This window comes from Rothia sp. (in: high G+C Gram-positive bacteria), from assembly GCF_015265375.1.
GTDB lineage: Bacteria > Actinomycetota > Actinomycetes > Actinomycetales > Micrococcaceae > Rothia.
Genome location: NZ_JABZXW010000011.1, coordinates 1 through 16,145, shown reverse-complemented (window position 1 = coordinate 16,145; position 16,145 = coordinate 1). Strand labels below are relative to the sequence as shown.

General features: G+C 61.7%; 15 protein-coding genes, 1 tRNA gene and 1 riboswitch. Of the genes, 9 read left to right on the top strand and 7 right to left on the bottom strand.

Annotated elements, in window-relative coordinates; genetic code table 11:
• Nucleotides 1–26 precede the first annotated feature (26 nt).
• Complete coding sequence (locus HXO69_RS02830; RefSeq protein ID WP_296545195.1) at nucleotides 27–554, bottom strand: mycothiol transferase; 528 nt, start codon at nucleotides 552–554, stop codon at nucleotides 27–29.
• A 194-nt stretch (nucleotides 555–748) separates the two neighbouring features.
• Here HXO69_RS02830 and HXO69_RS02825 point away from each other — a divergent pair, with 194 nt between their 5' ends.
• The 4 genes from HXO69_RS02825 (at nucleotide 749) to HXO69_RS02810 (ending at nucleotide 5,112) form a co-directional block, all read left to right on the top strand.
• Entirely contained in the window at nucleotides 749–2,158 is a 1,410-nt protein-coding gene (locus HXO69_RS02825) for an FAD-dependent oxidoreductase (protein ID WP_296545193.1), read from the top strand.
• 306 nt (nucleotides 2,159–2,464) lie between these two features.
• On the top strand, nucleotides 2,465–3,166 hold the full coding sequence (locus tag HXO69_RS02820; RefSeq protein WP_296545192.1) for an isochorismatase family protein: 702 nt from the start codon (nucleotides 2,465–2,467) through the stop codon (nucleotides 3,164–3,166).
• Complete coding sequence (locus HXO69_RS02815) at nucleotides 3,163–3,930, top strand: SDR family oxidoreductase (RefSeq protein WP_296545189.1); 768 nt, start codon at nucleotides 3,163–3,165, stop codon at nucleotides 3,928–3,930. The genes HXO69_RS02820 and HXO69_RS02815 overlap by 4 nt, the downstream gene beginning before the upstream one ends.
• Before the next feature lie 63 nt (nucleotides 3,931–3,993).
• Entirely contained in the window at nucleotides 3,994–5,112 is a 1,119-nt protein-coding gene (locus tag HXO69_RS02810; RefSeq protein WP_296545187.1) for an isochorismate synthase MenF, read from the top strand.
• Between the two features lie 144 nt (nucleotides 5,113–5,256).
• On the opposite strand, the gene HXO69_RS02805 is transcribed toward HXO69_RS02810, so the two are convergent.
• On the bottom strand, nucleotides 5,257–6,261 hold the full coding sequence (locus tag HXO69_RS02805; RefSeq protein WP_296545186.1) for a 4'-phosphopantetheinyl transferase superfamily protein: 1,005 nt from the start codon (nucleotides 6,259–6,261) through the stop codon (nucleotides 5,257–5,259).
• A 175-nt stretch (nucleotides 6,262–6,436) separates the two neighbouring features.
• Here HXO69_RS02805 and HXO69_RS02800 point away from each other — a divergent pair, with 175 nt between their 5' ends.
• Nucleotides 6,437–7,828, top strand: a complete 1,392-nt coding sequence (locus HXO69_RS02800) for a ribonuclease HI family protein (protein WP_296545184.1) — start codon at nucleotides 6,437–6,439, stop codon at nucleotides 7,826–7,828.
• Between the two features lie 240 nt (nucleotides 7,829–8,068).
• Here HXO69_RS02800 and HXO69_RS02795 read toward each other — a convergent pair whose 3' ends face one another.
• From HXO69_RS02795 to HXO69_RS02780, 4 genes are all read right to left on the bottom strand, one after another.
• Nucleotides 8,069–8,359: a WXG100 family type VII secretion target gene (locus HXO69_RS02795; protein ID WP_005504526.1), complete on the bottom strand. Its 291-nt coding sequence runs from the start codon at nucleotides 8,357–8,359 to the stop codon at nucleotides 8,069–8,071.
• A 321-nt stretch (nucleotides 8,360–8,680) separates the two neighbouring features.
• Complete coding sequence (locus HXO69_RS02790) at nucleotides 8,681–10,180, bottom strand: sensor histidine kinase (RefSeq protein WP_296545182.1); 1,500 nt, start codon at nucleotides 10,178–10,180, stop codon at nucleotides 8,681–8,683.
• A gap of 1 nt (nucleotide 10,181) precedes the next feature.
• Nucleotides 10,182–10,886, bottom strand: a complete 705-nt coding sequence (locus HXO69_RS02785; protein WP_049326988.1) for a response regulator transcription factor — start codon at nucleotides 10,884–10,886, stop codon at nucleotides 10,182–10,184.
• 76 nt (nucleotides 10,887–10,962) lie between these two features.
• Nucleotides 10,963–11,235: a hypothetical protein gene (locus HXO69_RS02780; RefSeq protein WP_049326987.1), complete on the bottom strand. Its 273-nt coding sequence runs from the start codon at nucleotides 11,233–11,235 to the stop codon at nucleotides 10,963–10,965.
• 141 nt (nucleotides 11,236–11,376) lie between these two features.
• On the opposite strand from HXO69_RS02780, the gene HXO69_RS02775 reads away from it, so the two are divergent.
• From HXO69_RS02775 to HXO69_RS02765, 3 genes are all read left to right on the top strand, one after another.
• The gene (locus HXO69_RS02775; RefSeq protein WP_296545178.1) at nucleotides 11,377–12,096 is read left to right on the top strand and encodes a DUF3027 domain-containing protein; all 720 of its coding nucleotides are present in this window, start codon (nucleotides 11,377–11,379) and stop codon (nucleotides 12,094–12,096) included.
• Between the two features lie 208 nt (nucleotides 12,097–12,304).
• Complete coding sequence (locus HXO69_RS02770; RefSeq protein WP_005504532.1) at nucleotides 12,305–13,009, top strand: metal-dependent transcriptional regulator; 705 nt, start codon at nucleotides 12,305–12,307, stop codon at nucleotides 13,007–13,009.
• A gap of 602 nt (nucleotides 13,010–13,611) precedes the next feature.
• Nucleotides 13,612–13,771: riboswitch (cyclic di-AMP (ydaO/yuaA leader) on the top strand.
• A complete protein-coding gene (locus HXO69_RS02765; RefSeq protein WP_296545177.1) occupies nucleotides 13,772–14,470 on the top strand; it encodes a C40 family peptidase in 699 nt (232 codons plus the stop codon).
• Between the two features lie 179 nt (nucleotides 14,471–14,649).
• Here HXO69_RS02765 and HXO69_RS02760 read toward each other — a convergent pair whose 3' ends face one another.
• Nucleotides 14,650–15,678, bottom strand: a complete 1,029-nt coding sequence (locus tag HXO69_RS02760) for a DUF4031 domain-containing protein (RefSeq protein WP_296545176.1) — start codon at nucleotides 15,676–15,678, stop codon at nucleotides 14,650–14,652.
• Between the two features lie 175 nt (nucleotides 15,679–15,853).
• On the opposite strand from HXO69_RS02760, the gene HXO69_RS02755 reads away from it, so the two are divergent.
• Nucleotides 15,854–15,926: transfer RNA gene (locus HXO69_RS02755), tRNA-Arg, on the top strand.
• Nucleotides 15,927–16,145 lie beyond the last annotated feature (219 nt).

Genomic DNA, 16,145 nt, shown 5'->3' with positions numbered 1-16,145 from the left:
CGTTCCCCTCTAGCGGGCGTGAAATTCTATCCCTGCGCCGCGAAATCCTGTGCCGCGAGAATACCCGCCGCGTACGCCGCCTGGCCTACGTGCTGGGCTGCGTCGTCAATCAGGCTGACCAGGCGCACACCGCGAGTTACCGGCGGAGTCCACGAACGGTCAATAATCTCGCTCAAATCAGCCTCGCTCAGCGTCTGCGCGTAGTCGGCGAGCGCCTCGCCAGTTGCCACAAGGTATTCCACCAGCAGGGCAGAATCTTCAACCACGATGGAGCGTGCCTGCTCGGCGGTGTGGCCGTAGCCCATGGTGTCGCCGAGCTCGCCCAGGTTGAAACGCTCCCTGAAACCCTGAGTCTCCCAGACCTGCGGCTGACCGTTCAGGGCGGAAAGCTGCATATCCATCTGCCGCCCGGCGTGCCAGAGTAGCCACGCAATAGAGTTCGGGTGACCACCAGGATGCGCGTTCAACGCCTCGGCTGATAGCCCCTTGACGGCCACGGCGGCTTCGATGCCGGGGCGGCTGGCGGCGTCACGTAGAATGTCGTGGGTTTTCATGGAATCCTCCTGAAGATGCTGGCTCCTCGCAGGGAGCCGGGTAGTTTCAGTCTACGCCCGCGTGTTCGCTGCCTTGAAAGAGTCGCCTTGAAAGAGCCGGTTTGAAAGAAAAATGTGGTGCACGGGAATAATACTCATTTCTTCCCGTTGAATTCTGCGAACACATCATCATCTAAATTTCACAGGAGAATAGTATGACCACCCCCGCTCAGCTGCACTTTGACATGGTCGTCATCGGCTTCGGCAAGGGCGGCAAGACCCTCGCCGGCGCCTACGCCAAGACCGGCAAGAACGTTGCTCTCATCGAACAGTCCACCGGCATGTACGGCGGCACCTGCATCAACATCGGTTGTGTACCCACCAAGGCGCTCGTGCACCGCGCCGACGAGTTCCGCGCTAGCGGCGAGCGCACCCTTGAAGAGGCAAACGCCGCCTACGAATCCGCCGTGGTTTTCCGCGACAAGCTGACCGGCATGATGCGCGCCAAGAACCGCGAAATCCTGCTGTCCAACGAGACCGCTAAGCTCATTGATGGTCACGCACGTTTCATCTCCGACACCGAGGTTGAGGTTACCGCGGGCGAGGACACCCTGCGCGTTACCGCCGACTACTTCATCATCAACACCGGTGCCGTGTCGGTGATCCCGCCGATTGAGGGTATCCGCGAATCTGAGCGTGTGCTCACCTCCACCGAGCTGCAGAAGCTCACCCCGCGCCCCAAGCGCCTGGGCATTATCGGTGGCGGCCCCATCGGTGTTGAGTTTGCCGGTATTTTCTCCTCCTACGGCACTGAGGTGACCATTCTGGACGGCGCCCCCGCCCTCTTCGGCCGCTACGACGAGGATGTTGCCCAGGTCGCCCGCGAGATTATCGCAGATCAGGACATTACCGCTCATGCCGGCGTGCGCGTGCAGTCCTTCAAGGACGGCGCTGACTCGGTGACCGTGACCTACCTCGACTCCGAGGGCGCTACTCGGCAGCTGGAGGTGGACTACGTGATGGTTGCGACCGGCCGTAAGCCCGCCACCGAGGGTCTGGGCCTGGAGAACACCAGCATCGAAACCAACGACCGCGGCGCAATTGTCGTGGATGAGCACCTGCGCAGCACCGTGCCGAACATTTTCGCGCTCGGTGACGTGAATGGCGGCCCGCAGTTCACCTACATCTCCATGGATGACTACCGCGTGGTGCTCTCTCAGCTGGTCGGTGACGGTTCCCGCTCCACTAAGGACCGCAAGGCAGTGGCTTCGACCATTTACATGAACCCGCCGCTGTCCTCCGTGGGTCTGACTGAGCGTGAGGCAATCGAGGCTGGCCACAAGGTGAAGGTCGCTTCGAAGCCGGTTGCTGCGGTTGCCGCGATGCCGCGTGCGAAGACCCAGGAGAACCCGCGCGGCATCATGAAGTTCGTGATTGACGTGCAGACCGACCAGATTCTGGGTGCCCAGCTGCTGGTCATCGAGTCCATGGAGGTTATTAACCTGGTGGCTCTGGCGATGCGCCACGGCATTACTGCTTCGCAGCTGCGCGATGAGATTTACACTCACCCCTCGATCACTGAGGGTCTGAATGAGGTTCTTGCCGTCGCGGCGCCCGTGAACTAGTTGAACTAGAATCGCGGCTGAATTCGCGGTTCGTATAGCGTTTCTGCTTGTCCGAGTGCTTCCCTGCCCGTTCCTCCCGTTGTGCTATCAACGGGGGTGCGGGTGGGGAAGCATTTTTGTTAAAGTTCAGATATACCTTGTAGCTAAGCATGCCCTAAGATGGTTATGAGATAAGCGCAAGCTCACCGATTGGGTGGTCAGCGCGAGAGGGCTCGGAAGAGACACCCACTCGCGGCTACACCCACCACAGCACACCGCCTGCGCCGCGCATACAACCGAAAACCATAGGCACGAACCGGGAGAATCATGGCACTGCCCAAAATCAAGCCCTACACCTACGTCGACCGTGAACACAGCAACCGAGTGAGCTGGCCCGTGGACCCCTCCCGCGCTGTACTGCTCGTGCACGACATGCAGGTGCACTTCGTCCAAGCTTTCGAAGGCGCCAATCTGGGTGAGGGCAACGCCAACCCGGACGCCCAGATTAACGTCGCCATCAAGAACCTGCGCCGCCTCATTGACGCCGCCCACGCAGCAGGAATCCCCGTCTACTACACCGCGCAGCCGCCGCGCCAGAACCCCGAAGACCGCCGCCTGCTCATCGACTTCTGGGGCGATGGCCTGCAGAATGACGAATCCGCCCGCGTGCTTGACGCACTTGCACCCACCGACCGCGACACCGTGCTGACCAAGTGGCGCTACTCCGCGTTCGTGCGCAGCCCCTTCGAAGATCTGCTCAAGGAATCCGGCCGCGACCAGCTCATTATCGGCGGCGTGTACGCGCACATTGGCTGCCTAACCACCGCCCTGGAGGCGTTCATGCGCGACATTCAGCCGTTCATGGTTGCCGATGCGCTCGCCGACTTTTCGGAGGAGGAGCACCGCATAGCGTGCGAGTACGCTTCGGGTCGTTGCGCTCGCGTGCTGAACACCGCCGATGTGCTCGCAGACCTGCAGGCTGCAGAAGATGCTGAGAAGGCTGAGACTGCTGAGGAGGCGCGCGCATGAGCTGGGTCATTGTGACCGGCGCGAACGGCGGTATTGGTGAGGCAACCGTCCACCAGCTCATTAAGAACGGTTATTCGGTATTTGCGGCTGACCTGGCGGAACAGCCCATTACCCCCTTCGGCACCTACGGGGATGCTATCTTCCGCTACCGTTCCGTGGACGTGACCAGCGAAGAGTCCGTTATTGCCCTCGCCAACGCTGTAGCGGCGCTCGACGAACCCATCACCGGTGCGGTGCTCGCCGCGGGTATCGCCCACAGCCAGCCGCTGTTGGAAACCAGCTTCGACACCTGGAAGCGCCTGCATGCGGTCAACTCCGACGGCGTGTTCCTGTGCCTGCGCGAATTCGCCCGCATCATGATTGACCAGCAGGAGTCCGACCCGACCAACCGCCGCTCTCTGGTGACGGTCGCCTCCAACGCGGCGCGTGTGCCCCGCGCGGAGTTCGGCGCCTACGGTGCGTCCAAGGCGTCGGCGGCGCGCGTGAGTTCCAGCTTCGGCCTGCAGCTTGCCGCGCACGGTATTCGCGTGAACTCGGTCTGCCCCGGCACCACCCGAACCCCCATGGTGACTGAGGCCTGGGAGGGCGAGGACCGTTCCGCCCTGCCGGTTGCCGGTAACCCGGAAACGTTCCGCCTGGGTATTCCGCTGCGCCGTATTGCCGACCCGGCAGATATTGCGGCGGTCAACGCTTTCCTTATTTCTGAGGCGGCGCGCCACATCACCATGCAGGAGATTGTCGCCGACGGCGGCGCAACCCTCTAGCGGCACCCCGCGCCCGGTCTGTGATCACCCGGCGCGAACCTACACACCACTGATAGAAGTACGATGACGAACCTTCCTGACTTTATCTTTGCCACCGGCACCCGCGTGCTCCGCGCGGCCGGTGCGATGACCCCTGTCACCTTTGATAACGCCCTGGACGAGGCAAAACGCGCCGGTAGCGCCGTTGTGGGTCTGATTCCTTTTGACCCGGACATGCCCGCCTACCTCTTCGTGCCCGAACGCTTGGAGGAGCAGCAGGTGCCGGTCCCCGAGCAGACCGTAGAACTTGCCGAACCGGTATCGGTCACCGGCCGTCAGAACGACCGGTTCCGTGCCGCCGTGGCGACCGCAGTGGAGCGCATGAAGGCGGGTGAGCTGAGCAAGATTGTGCTTTCGCGCGTGCTGACCGCCCGCTACGCACCCGGCGCCCTCAATCTGGAGGCGCTGTATAACAACCTGCGCGCCCAGCAGCGTTCCGCCTTCAACTTTGCGGTGCGCCTGCCCGACGGCGAGCGGGGCATGAGCGGAAGCTACCTGATGGGTGCCTCCCCGGAGCTGGTGTTCCGCACCGAGGGTCGCGCCTTCAAGACCCACCCGCTTGCCGGTAGCGCCCCGCGCATCGCCGAGCCCGGTAGCGCCGAGGACGAGGCGATTCGTGACCGCCTGTTCGCCTCGCCGAAGGACCGCCACGAGCACGCCTACGTCATCAACGATATTGCGGAGCGCCTGGCACCCATCGCCGAGGAGCTGAACGTACCGCAGGTGCCCTCGCTACTGCAGACCCCGCAGCTGTGGCACCTGGCGACCCCCATCGACGGCGTGCTGAAGGAGGGGCTGACCTGCCTGGACGGTGCCCGCGCGATCCACCCGACCCCCGCGATTTGCGGTGCCCCCACCGAGAAGGCGCTGGAACTGATTCGCCAGCTGGAGTCTTTCGAGCGCCGCTACTTTGGTGGCCTGGTCGGCTACATGGACGCCGAGGGTAACGGCGAGTGGGCGCTGGTGCTGCGCTGCGCCCAGGTCAGCCCGGAGGAGGCGGTGCTGTACGCCGGCGCGGGTATTGTGGCTGAGTCCGACCCGGAGCTGGAGCACACCGAGACCGGTACGAAGCTCGGCAGCTTTGGCCGTGCACTGGGTGTGGACACCCTGGGTGAAGATACCCCGGGCGAAGATACCCCTTAGGCTCTGTGTAGGTACTGTCTTGAACGCCTTGACAAGGCGGAATGCAACGGCTGAATAAAACAGCAGAATAAAACGACTGAACGCGCTCGCTGGCATGGCGGGCGCGTTCAGTCGTTGTATGAGTTGTTCGGGGGTTGAGCGCGGCTAATCGGTGAGCAGACGCTTGAGCTCCAGGGGAGTGGCAACCGGCAGAAGCTGAGCCTCAACCTGCGCGGGCTCACCCTCGGTCGGGTTCTCCACCGCCAGGGCGATGAGCATCTTCTGCGCGTGCTCGGGGTTCTCCGCGTCGGGCAGTGCCACGGGTACCCAATGCAGGCTAAAGCTTCGCTCGATAGCTTCGCCGCCCTGATTACCGCCCTGGCCACTGCCACGAGGCGCGCTAAAGGTCGCTTGGGCGGCCAAGCTGTCCTGAGTCAGTACACGCAGGGCGGTCGGCTCGGGAACGTTGCTGTCCAGAAGGTCACCCGGAACCTCCTCGTTCATGGCAAGTTCGAGCGCATCCAGCAGCTCATCGGTGATCTGCACTCGAACCAGGGAAGGCACCACGCTCAGGCCGTGGCCGGTCGCCTTGAGCACCGCCTCCTTAGCGGTCCACAGCGCAACCGAGAGCAGGTGCAGTACGGGTGCGGGGCGTTCCTGCGCCACCCGCTCATAGAACGTACGTTCTTCATTGGAGAGTGCCAGGCGCGCAAAACCGGAGAACAGGCGCGCATCCAGGGTCTCAACATCCACGCCGAGCACCGCCGAGGCGTTACGGCTAAACGCACCCACCACCAGCGGATTCACCTGCGACATATTGAAATTCACGCCCGCAATACGCGGCTTACCGTGCTTCTTACCGCTGGTGCACAGGGGGCAGGAACGATCCACCTCAATCTCAGAAGCGGCACTCGAAGGCACATCCAAACGTGCCGCCGCCATGGCACGCATGAGCGCCTGAGTACTCAGATAGCTGACCGCCGCCGTGGAGGTCGGCAACTGCGCCGCATGCTGCTGCTCAGCAAGCCCCAGGTAGCTCAACCAGCTAAAACGCAGGGAACCGTACATCGTACGGGTGGGAAGAGCGAAAATCTGCACGCGCTCGCTCGGACGGGCGGTAGGGCGCTCCGGGCGCTGTGCGCTGGGTGTTTCGGGGGCAGAATAGCTCATAGGTTTAGTGTACCCGCCCGGCATCACGGCAATTGGCGCGCGCGAGGCTCCTTGAGGTTATCCACAGCGCTGACCGCGCGCTACGCACCCTCGCCGCCGGTGCGGTAAAGTCATCACAGACATCATTACGGACAGCCGCCCGCACAATAGAGCGGCGGCACAGAAAGAAGGTACCGTGAACAGCACGCAAGAGATCATTGCCGCCGCAGACGGCTCGGCGCTGGGCAACCCCGGACCGGCGGGCTGGGCATGGTATATCGACGACGACCACTGGGCGAGCGGCGGCTGGGCACACGGCACCAACAACATGGGTGAGTTGAAGGCGGTCCTGGACCTGTTCGAGGCGACCGCATCCCGCCCGGAGGCGAAGCTGCGCGTGTACTGCGATAGCCAGTACGTCATTAACTCGCTGACCAAGTGGATGCCCGGCTGGAAGAAGAAGGGCTGGAAGAAGTCTGACGGCAAGCCCGTGCTCAACCGCGACCTTCTGGAGGCGCTGGATGCCGCCTTGGCAGGCCGCGACTACGAGTTCATTTGGGTGAAGGGCCACGCCGGCCACGAGCTCAACGAGAAAGCTGACTCCCTGGCGAATGGTGCTGCGCGCGCCTACCAGGAGGGCCGCGAGCCCGCGCACGGTCCCGGCTTCGGTGCGTCTGCTGAGGCTGATACTGCGGCTGAGCCTGCAGCGGCTCCGGTTGTTGAGGCGCCGATTGTGAACGCTCCCGCGGCTGAACCGGCGCTCTCCGAGTCTTCCGCGGACGCCCACCTGCCCGTGCAGGAATTCACCGCCGCCGAGATTGAAAACGCCCAGCGCGGCGTGGAGAGCCTGCGCCTATCCGGTCTGCTGCGCCCCGCCTCCGCGGTGAACGCCCCCGACCCGGAGGCGGTCCGCACCCGCAAGGAGCAGCTGGCACTCGCGGCAGAACGTGCCGCTGAGCGTGATGCAAAGGCGTTGGCGCGGCAGCAGGAAACTGCCGCTCAGCAGGCATCCAGTGCCGCGCAGGCGGAAGAAGAGGATGACCTGACCGGCCTGGAAGAGTTCGCAGGTCTGGACCCGAACGACGTTGACCCGGCGGAACTGCTGGGTGAGACCGAAGAACAGGTAGCAGAGCAGGTGGCAGAACCCGCCGTGGAGTCCGTTCAGGATGCTCCCGCTCAGCCCGCTGAACCCGCGCCGGTGGCACCCGCACCGTCTGCTCCTGCGGCACCCGCCGCGCCTGCCCCGAATCCCGAGGAAGCCTCCGCCGCAGAACAGCTGCTTGAAAGCCGCGGCTCCGTCATGGAGGCGGCGCAGCTGGAATCCATGCTGCACGAGCGTCTGGTGTGGGTGACCGCCACCGGCAAGTCGGTGTCCCGCTCCTCGGTGCTGCAGTACCGCGAACGCGCCTTCACCCAGCAGGGTGCCCCGCTCAAGCAGGGTGTGCAGGTGCTGGATTCTTCCAGCGTGCTGGTCATGGCGGCGGTTGCCACCGCGCGCGGCCGCGTGAGCCGTTCGAGCATCTGGCATTACGACGGTGAGCGTGCCCTGTGGCGTCTGCGCTTCCGCCAGGAGACCCCAGCCTCCTAAACCCCAGCCTCCTAAAGCCCGGGTCATAATGCTCGGGCTTCTAGGTTTGTGCCTTTCAAATTTCCACGCAATAAAACCCCGCCGCATCCTCAATCTCGAGGATGCGGCGGGGTTTTCTCAATAGATGTTCGCCGCCTTCTGGCGAGCCTGGCAGGCGGTATGCCGTGCGGCCGGGACCTTTAAACCGCCCGGTCTGCCGTCTGCCTGCGGGTGGGGTTCTGGGCTTGCTGCCCTGACCCCTTAGCCGACGAACATGGAGGCGTTAGCCTGCTCGGTGTCTGCGTAGTTCACGCCTGCGCGGGTGAGTGCCTCGTTAATCTGGGTGATGGATGCTTCGACCTGGCGCTGGGTTGCGTGCCACTGGTCCAGTACGCCCTGGAAGTTTGCGGATGCGGAGCCGGTCCAGGAGCTCTGCAGGTCGTGCAGGGAGGCGGTCATACCGTTGACGTCTGCGGTGATGGATGCGACGTAGGATCGTGCCTGTGCGCTCTTGGCTGCGATGACTTCGGAATCGACATTGAACTGTGCCATGGTTTTTCTCCTTTGAGATATTTGAGATAGGTGGGGCGGGGCGGTTGCCCCGGGTGGAGCTTGGGATTTGGATCTCTGGAAGGGTTGAGTTCCTGACCGGAAGCTTGTTATCACTATATCTTTCAAAATACATCAAATGAGTCAAAAAATGATGAATTGATAAATCTGTGGATAAACCCGCCAGATTCGCTCCGGCATCTCGAAAAAATCGAAAACCCACCCGAAAATGACGTGCCCATGACGCGCACAGCAAAGCCCCCGAGCCGCAGAACGTTCAAGTTCTACAGTCCGGGGGCTTGTGCGTTATCCAGCGTTGTAGCGTTACTTCATCAGCTGATCGTCCGAGACGGGCGGCGGGTAGAACGGCAAAGAAATCACGAAGGTAGCGCCGCCACCGTCGGTCTCTTCAATGTGGATCCTGCCCTCGTGCTGCTCAATAATCGCAGCCACAATGGACAGGCCCAGACCCGTACCGCCGGTCTCACGCGAACGTGAAGTATCGGTGCGGTAGAAACGCTCGAACACGCGCTCGCGGTCCTCACCGTGAATACCGGGGCCGTGGTCGCGCACCTCCAGCACGGAGAGCGGGAAGCCGGGAACCTCTTCGCGCACGCCCACCGCAATCTCTAGGGGAGAACCGTCGGGGGTGTAGCGCATGGCGTTGGTCAGCAGGTTCGCCACGACCTGACGCAGGCGCGATTCGTCGCCGAGCACGGTTGCGGAGGTTGGTGCCACCTCTTCGTTCAGACCCACGAGGGACACTGCACGATCGGGTGCCGTGGCGTAGGCGTCGTTACTAGCGTCCACCGCGAGGTTGAACAGGTCGAAGGGCGCCAGCTTGGATTCGCGGCGCTCATCAATACGTGCCAGGGTCAGCAGGTCTTCCACGAGCTGGCCCATACGCTTGGACTCTGACTCGATGCGGCTCATCGCGGTTGCGACCGCCTCATCGGTGGGTAGAGCGCCCTGACGGTACAGTTCCGAGTAGCCTCGAATACTGACCAGCGGGGTGCGCAGCTCATGCGAAGCGTCACCCACAAAGCGGCGCATTTTCGCTTCGCTCTTCTCGCGGGCTTTGAAGAGCACCTCAATTTGGGCGAGCATCGTGTTCAGCGAAACCGCAAGGTTACCAATCTCGTTGCTGGGGTTGTAGTCCTCAATACGCTGCGAGAGGTCGCCGGCAGCAATCTTAGCGGCGGTCTGCTCCACACGCGCGAGCGGCTCGAAAGTGCGGGTCACGATCACCCAGGTCATCGCAATCGCGGAGGCGAGAGTAGCCAAACCAAACGCGAAGGTCAGCACGCCCACGAGGGCGACCACCTGGTTGGTCTGCTTCAACGGCATCGCAATAATCAGGGATGCCGCCTCCGTCAGCCCGGAGGAATCATTCGACTCGATGGGCACGGCGAGCACACGCCAATCGGAGGAACTACCCACCGAATTGACGGTGACCGCCTCCTCGTTTTGCTTGCGAACCTTCTCTTCGGTCCAGCCCTGCAGCGCCGGCTCGCTGAACTGTTCGCTGTCCTCGGACTTGAGCGAGTACAGTACGTTGCCGTCCTTGTCGAGCAGGTACAGGCGGTAGGTGCTCAGGGATTGTTCCTGATTGCCGGAGGGGCGCACGGTCGCCAGCTGCACGAGCGAGGGGGCGCTGCTCTTCATCTCTTCGTCCAGCTGGTGCACCATCTGGGCACGCAGAGCGGAAATCGCCACCAGGCTCGTCACCGCAATAGAGAGGGCAATGAGCATGGAAGTGATGAGCACCAGCTGGGTGCGAAGGGAGAGAGACTGGGGAATCCGGTCGAGGGGTTTAAGCGCCACGTTAGCCTCGAGAACCGCGAATCATGTAGCCCACACCGCGCTTGGTGTGGATGAGCGGCTCGTGGTTTTCGCGGTTGTTGTCAATCTTGCGGCGCAGGTACGAAATGTAGGACTCGACGATGGAGGAGTCGCCGTTGAAGTCGTACTCCCACACGTGGTCGAGAATCTGCGCCTTGGACAGCACACGGTTGGCGTTGAGCATCAGGTAGTGCAGCAGGTTGAACTCGGTGGGGGAGAGGTCAATCTCTTCGTCGCCGAGGAACACTTCGTGGGTATCCACGTTCAGGGTGAGTGCGTCAACGCGCAGTACGGCGTCGTCCTCTTCCTGGATGCTGCGGCTACGGCGCAGAATAGCGCGGATGCGGGCGATTACCTCGTCGAGGGAGAAGGGCTTGGTGACGTAGTCGTCGCCGCCAGCACCCAGACCGGTGACCTTGTCTTCGGTGGCGTCCTTCGCGGTCAGGAAGAGCACGGGGGTGGTGGTGCCGTTTTCGCGCAGGCGGCGGGTCACCTCGAAGCCGTCCATGCCGGGCATCATGACGTCCAGGACGATGAGGTCGGGGTTTTCCGCGTGTGCCTTTTCGAGGGCTTCGCGGCCGTTGCCGGCGGTGACTACTTCAAAACCGGCGAAACGCAGGGAGGTGGCGAGCAGTTCAAGAATGTTGAACTCGTCATCGACGACTAGGAGTTTTGCTTCAGCAGACATACTCTATCTTTCTCTCTGAATGGCAGGCTGTACTTGATAAGTGAATGATGTGTGTGTGAGCTTGCGGCTCAAATCTTTATGCCTTGTTGCGGCGCATGACCGACAGAATGAGCGCGGCCATGAGGGCAATAAAGGCGACGGGGAGGAGGACCAGCGGAATCTGGCTCATGAGGGCGGGCGGCGCTGCCCCAACCCACTTCATCACGAGCATTGCGACTCCGGTGAGCAGGCAAATCAGGGCGAGAAGCGCACCGCCTGCGCCGAGCCAGCGGATGGCTCCGGCGTAGGGAAGGGGCGCGGGCGCCTGGTCTGCGGTGCTGCGCGTGTCCTGTACGGGTTCATTACTCATGGATTTAACGGTATCAGCTCACACACAGCTGTTCGTGGGCGAAGCCCCAGATTTAGCGGTTTGAGACCCAAATTCACAGCGTATGTGAAGCTTAGGGGAGCGACCGCACTGTTTGTGCACGCGAGATGCTTTAATAGGGGTATGTCTGAACAGGTTATTGAACTGCTCCCCGAAACTACGCCCGCTACTGACGCGCCCGCAGAGTCCGTTGCGCCTTCTGCCGCGCCTGAGAGCACCGACGAGGGTAGCGCTGTACCTGCTGAGACTCAGCCCTCCGTGAACGCCGAGGAACCTGCGGCCGCTGAAGAAGCAGCCGCTGAGGAAGCGCCGGCAGAGAATGCGGAGAAGACCGAAGACTCCACCCCCGACCCCTTCACCCCGCTGGATGAAGAGGTGGGTGCCCCCTCCTTGGGCGTTCCGCACAAGCTGCGCCGCACCTCCAAGGTGGACGAGATTCTTGCCGCCGCCAAGGACGTGGCGCTACAGGGTATTCAGGAGATCGCCCCCGCGCACGCTATCGGCCTGGTGCACCACGTGCGTGCCGAGGAAGAGCGCCTGAGCACTCACCTTTTTGAATGCACCCTGCCCGGTTACCGCGGCTGGTTCTGGTTCGCGACCCTCTCACGTGCGCCGCGCTCCCGCGTGGCAACGATCTGCGAGGTTGGTCTGCTGCCCGGCGACGACGCGCTGATTGCGCCGGATTGGGTGCCGTGGGCTGACCGCGTTCGCCCCGAGGACCTGCAGGAGAACGCCGTGGAGGAAAACGCAGACTCTGCTGAGTCTGTTGAGTCCGCTGAGAACGAATCTGCAGAGAACGAATCTGCTGCAGAAGAAACTGCCGAGGCTGAGTCTGCAGAGTAAGCCTGCCGCCTACTCCTCTTAATAAGGGGCGGGCTAGCAAAAGCGTATATATAAAGTGTTGTGAGTCGTCCACCGATTTTCGGTGGGCGACTCAATGACTTAAGCCGTGGCAAAAGCCGCTAAAAAAGTACATAATAGATTATTGAATTAAGTAACGACTTAGGCAGTGCTATCTAAGTACTGTTGCGGTGAAAGCTGGGAGAGATACATGACAGACCTCATCGATACCACAGAGATGTATTTGCGCACCATCCTCGAACTGGAGGAAGAGGGCATCGTCCCCATGCGTGCGCGCATCGCTGAACGACTCGAGCACTCCGGCCCGACCGTCTCCCAGACCGTGGCGCGCATGGAGAAGCACGGCCTGCTCACCGTTGAGCCGGACCGCCACCTCGAACTGACCGAGGAAGGCCGCCACAAGGCGGTCGAGGTGATGCGTAAGCACCGCCTGGCTGAGCGCCTGCTCTCCGACATTATTGGTCTGGAACTCGAGTACGTGCACGAAGAGGCATGCCGCTGGGAGCACGTCATGAGTGACAAGGTGGAGAAGCGCATCCTGGAGATGCTTAAGGACCCCAAGTTCTCCCCGTACGGCAACGCTATCCCCGGCTTGGAAGATCTGGGCCACACCAGCGAGAAGAACGACGAGCGCACCGTGCCCATGTCTCTGGCTGCGCGCGATTCCGGCCCCGAGGATCGCTTCACCATTTCTCGCTTCCCCGAGTCCATTCAGACTGATGTTGAGCTGCTGAAGCTACTGGCTGACGCAGGCATTGTCTACGGCGCTTCGGTGTCCGTGGTTGCCGGCCAGAACGATGACGTGATTGTTCACGCCGACGGTGAAGAGGACACCCTCTCCCTGGATATGGACGTGGCAAACGCGATTGTGGTCAAGCGCGGCGGCAACCTCTAAGGTCTAGTTCTGAGAGTCCGCTAACCCAGCTCACGCTAAACGGTGGTATCGCCTCCCTTGGTGGAGGCGGTGCCACCGTTTTTGTGTCTGCTGCGGTTTATATGGCCTTGTGGTGGGATTCGGGTTGAGGCGCCTAGCGGGCGGGGCGTTTCAGAGTTTGGTCGCGTGCGCGGGCGCATATACTCCTCTCTCAAAGTTTTAGCAACTGCGCTCGAGTGCATTTTTCGTGTTTTTCGCTTAAATCTGAGGTTGAGACTGAGGGAAACGCCGGTATTTGGGCAATCTCTGAGAGCGGACACTTAAGAGATAAGGGTCATTTTTAAGAGTTTTGAACCCTGTCCTTAAGGGGTGATGGTGCATTAAAAGCGAATGTGCATCCTTGTGAAATGCCTAGTCAAACGCCTTAAGTCGCTTAAGCTCCCACAAATAAACGGGGGTCTAGTCAGCCCAATCCACTCTGTTCCGCCGGGGGTGAAAGCCCGGAATTTAAGACCGAAAGAGGTGACAACTGGGAGTTTTCTGTGTATTCTCTTTTCTGTGCCCAAATCCTAATCGTAAGAGGGCACCGTCGAAGCGGTTCCGCTGAGTTCTGCCAACGCTTCGATGAACGTCTACCCAATATGGCAGAAGCGGGGGACCCAATCCCCAAGCTGGGATACGGCTTCTCAATCGAGAAGCCTCGGGGCTAAGTCACTTCGGTGGCCGAGCGAATCCATGCTCGAGCCCGACAGCTCACCTCGTCAGGCAATGGAGGAATTACCAATGGCTAACAAGATCGTACGTACCGCAGGTGCAACCCTCGCAGCAGGCGCAATCCTGCTCGGCTCGACCGTTCCCGCGAACGCATTTGCACAGATCCCCGCTGCTGCTGATCTGTCCTACGACTACACCAACTACGAGTTCGACTACACCAGCTACAACACCCCCGCAACCACCTACGTTGCACCCCAGGCTCAGGCACAGCAGACCTACGTTGCTCCCGCAGCAACCGAGGCACCCGCTGCACCCGCAGTTGAGACCTCCTACGTAGCACCCCAGGCTGAGGCACAGCAGGCTTACGTTGCTCCCGTAGCAACCGAGGCACCCGCTGCTCCCGCAGCTTCCTCCGCTTCCACCGGTAACGCATCCCGCGACGCAATCGTTGCAACCGCAATGAGCGGTCTGGGTGGCGCATACGTTTGGGGCGGCAAGACCTTCGGTGCATGGGACTGCTCCGGCTTCACCTCTTGGGTTTTCGCTCAGCACGGCATCAAGCTGACCGCTTTCACCTACGCAATGAAGAACGAGCTGCGCCCGACCTCTAACCCCCAGCCCGGCGACATCGTCTTCCAGAACGGCTACAGCCACGTTGGTATCTACCTGGGCGACGGCAAGATGATCTCCGCTCTGAACCCCACCAACGGTACCATGGTGCACCCCACCTCCTGGATGTCCGTTGACGGCTACTACACCGCTCTCTAAGCCTTAGCGCATAAGAGCTGGGTCTAGCCCAACATACTTCACAAAAGGCGCCCACCCCGCACGGGGTAGGCGCCTTTTGCGTACCCAAGAAGTTCCGCAAAAATACCGCCGAGAGCGCACCTTAGTACGGGTGCATTCTCGGCGGTATTCGTTTGGGGGCGTTTCTCTACGGTGTGAGGCTACGGCGCGAGAGCCTGCAGAAGCTTCTGAGGGTCCTGCTCCCACTCGGCCAACTCAGATCGCAGGTTAGTCCGTGCGGGCTCCTCCGAGAGCTTATATGCCTGCTCAGAGAGGAAGACACGCTCACGGCCCAGGGTGGAACGCAGGAAGGTCGTGCGCCCGGTACGGAACGTCTCATCGTCAAAATGGGAGTACTCGCTGCGCACCCCGCGCAGGTAGCGGTGATAGCGTGCCGAATCAGCCGCCAGGATAGCCATATCGGCATCGAGGAAAAACTGAATATCCGCCGGCTCATAGCCCGCCGGTAGGTCGGCAGACTCGGGCAGCTCGTGGGTTGCCGTGGCACGCACCAGAAGGCTCACCATCTGCAGCTCGTCACCACTGAGCAGACCCGCGGTAACCAGCGGCTCCAAGGAGGCGCTCGCCAGCTGCTCGCTACGGCGCTCATCCTCACCCGGCGCGCCCTCGTACACCGCGTCGTGGAACCACGCCGCCAGAACCAACACCAGGGGAGTAGAACCCTGCGTGCGGTGTGCGTAGAGGCGGTCCAGGTCGGTGAGCATCTGCGAAAGGTGCCCGCTGTGGTGGTAGGCGCGGTGCGGCTGCTCCCACGCCTGCAACAGGCTCTCACCCAGTTCCACCACCTGCGCCGTGAGTTGAGCTTGGCTCGCGGCAGGAGCCTCCACATGCTTGAGACGGGGTGTATTAAGGCGGGGCGCAAATGCCGCCTCCCAGGCGCGAAGCAGGCGCGGGCGAATCTTCTCGGGGCGTTCCTTTAGGGGAATCCGTAGACCGCTGGCAATGAGCGTGCGAGTCAGCTGTGCACCGCTGAGTTCCTTCGCGCCCGCCCGCACCAGCTCATCGTAGAGGTGCGCCGGCACGTCGTAGTGGTCGCGGTCGAAAGCACGCTCACTGATGCCCGCCGCTGCGGCGAACTCGTGCAGTTCCGCCAGGGATGCATCGGAGATGAGGTGCGAGAAGACGGTGCCGTGTGCGGGCCAGGTGGGCGGGTCAATGTAGATGCTCATTCGTACATTGTAGGAGCGGTTCCGGTGCCGGGTGCGGGTGTCCTCATGCGGTGAACACGGGCTGGGACGCAGGACGGGCAGTGTGCGGGCGGAAACATGGGCACAGCGCGGCTCCTGGTGGCTTATAGGGTCCCGTGCGACCAGTCGTGCGGGGTGCTTTATACTGGATAGGTACGCCCTCGTAGCTCAGGGGATAGAGCACTTCTCTCCTAAAGAAGGTGTCGGACGTTCGAATCGTCTCGGGGGCACACAGAACCGGTAGTCATGCCGGTACGAGAAAACCGCCCGTCGCTTGCAGTAGCAGGCGCGGGCGGTTTCTCTGTTTCTGCACGTAACGAGTACTCAAGAAAACACGTTGTTATAGCTGAGACAGGTCAATCTTGCCCATCAGCAGGATCTTCTCGCGAGCGGCCTTATCCGTCATCAGCTCAGCAATATTGTGCGGGACAACCTGCCAAGAAATACCC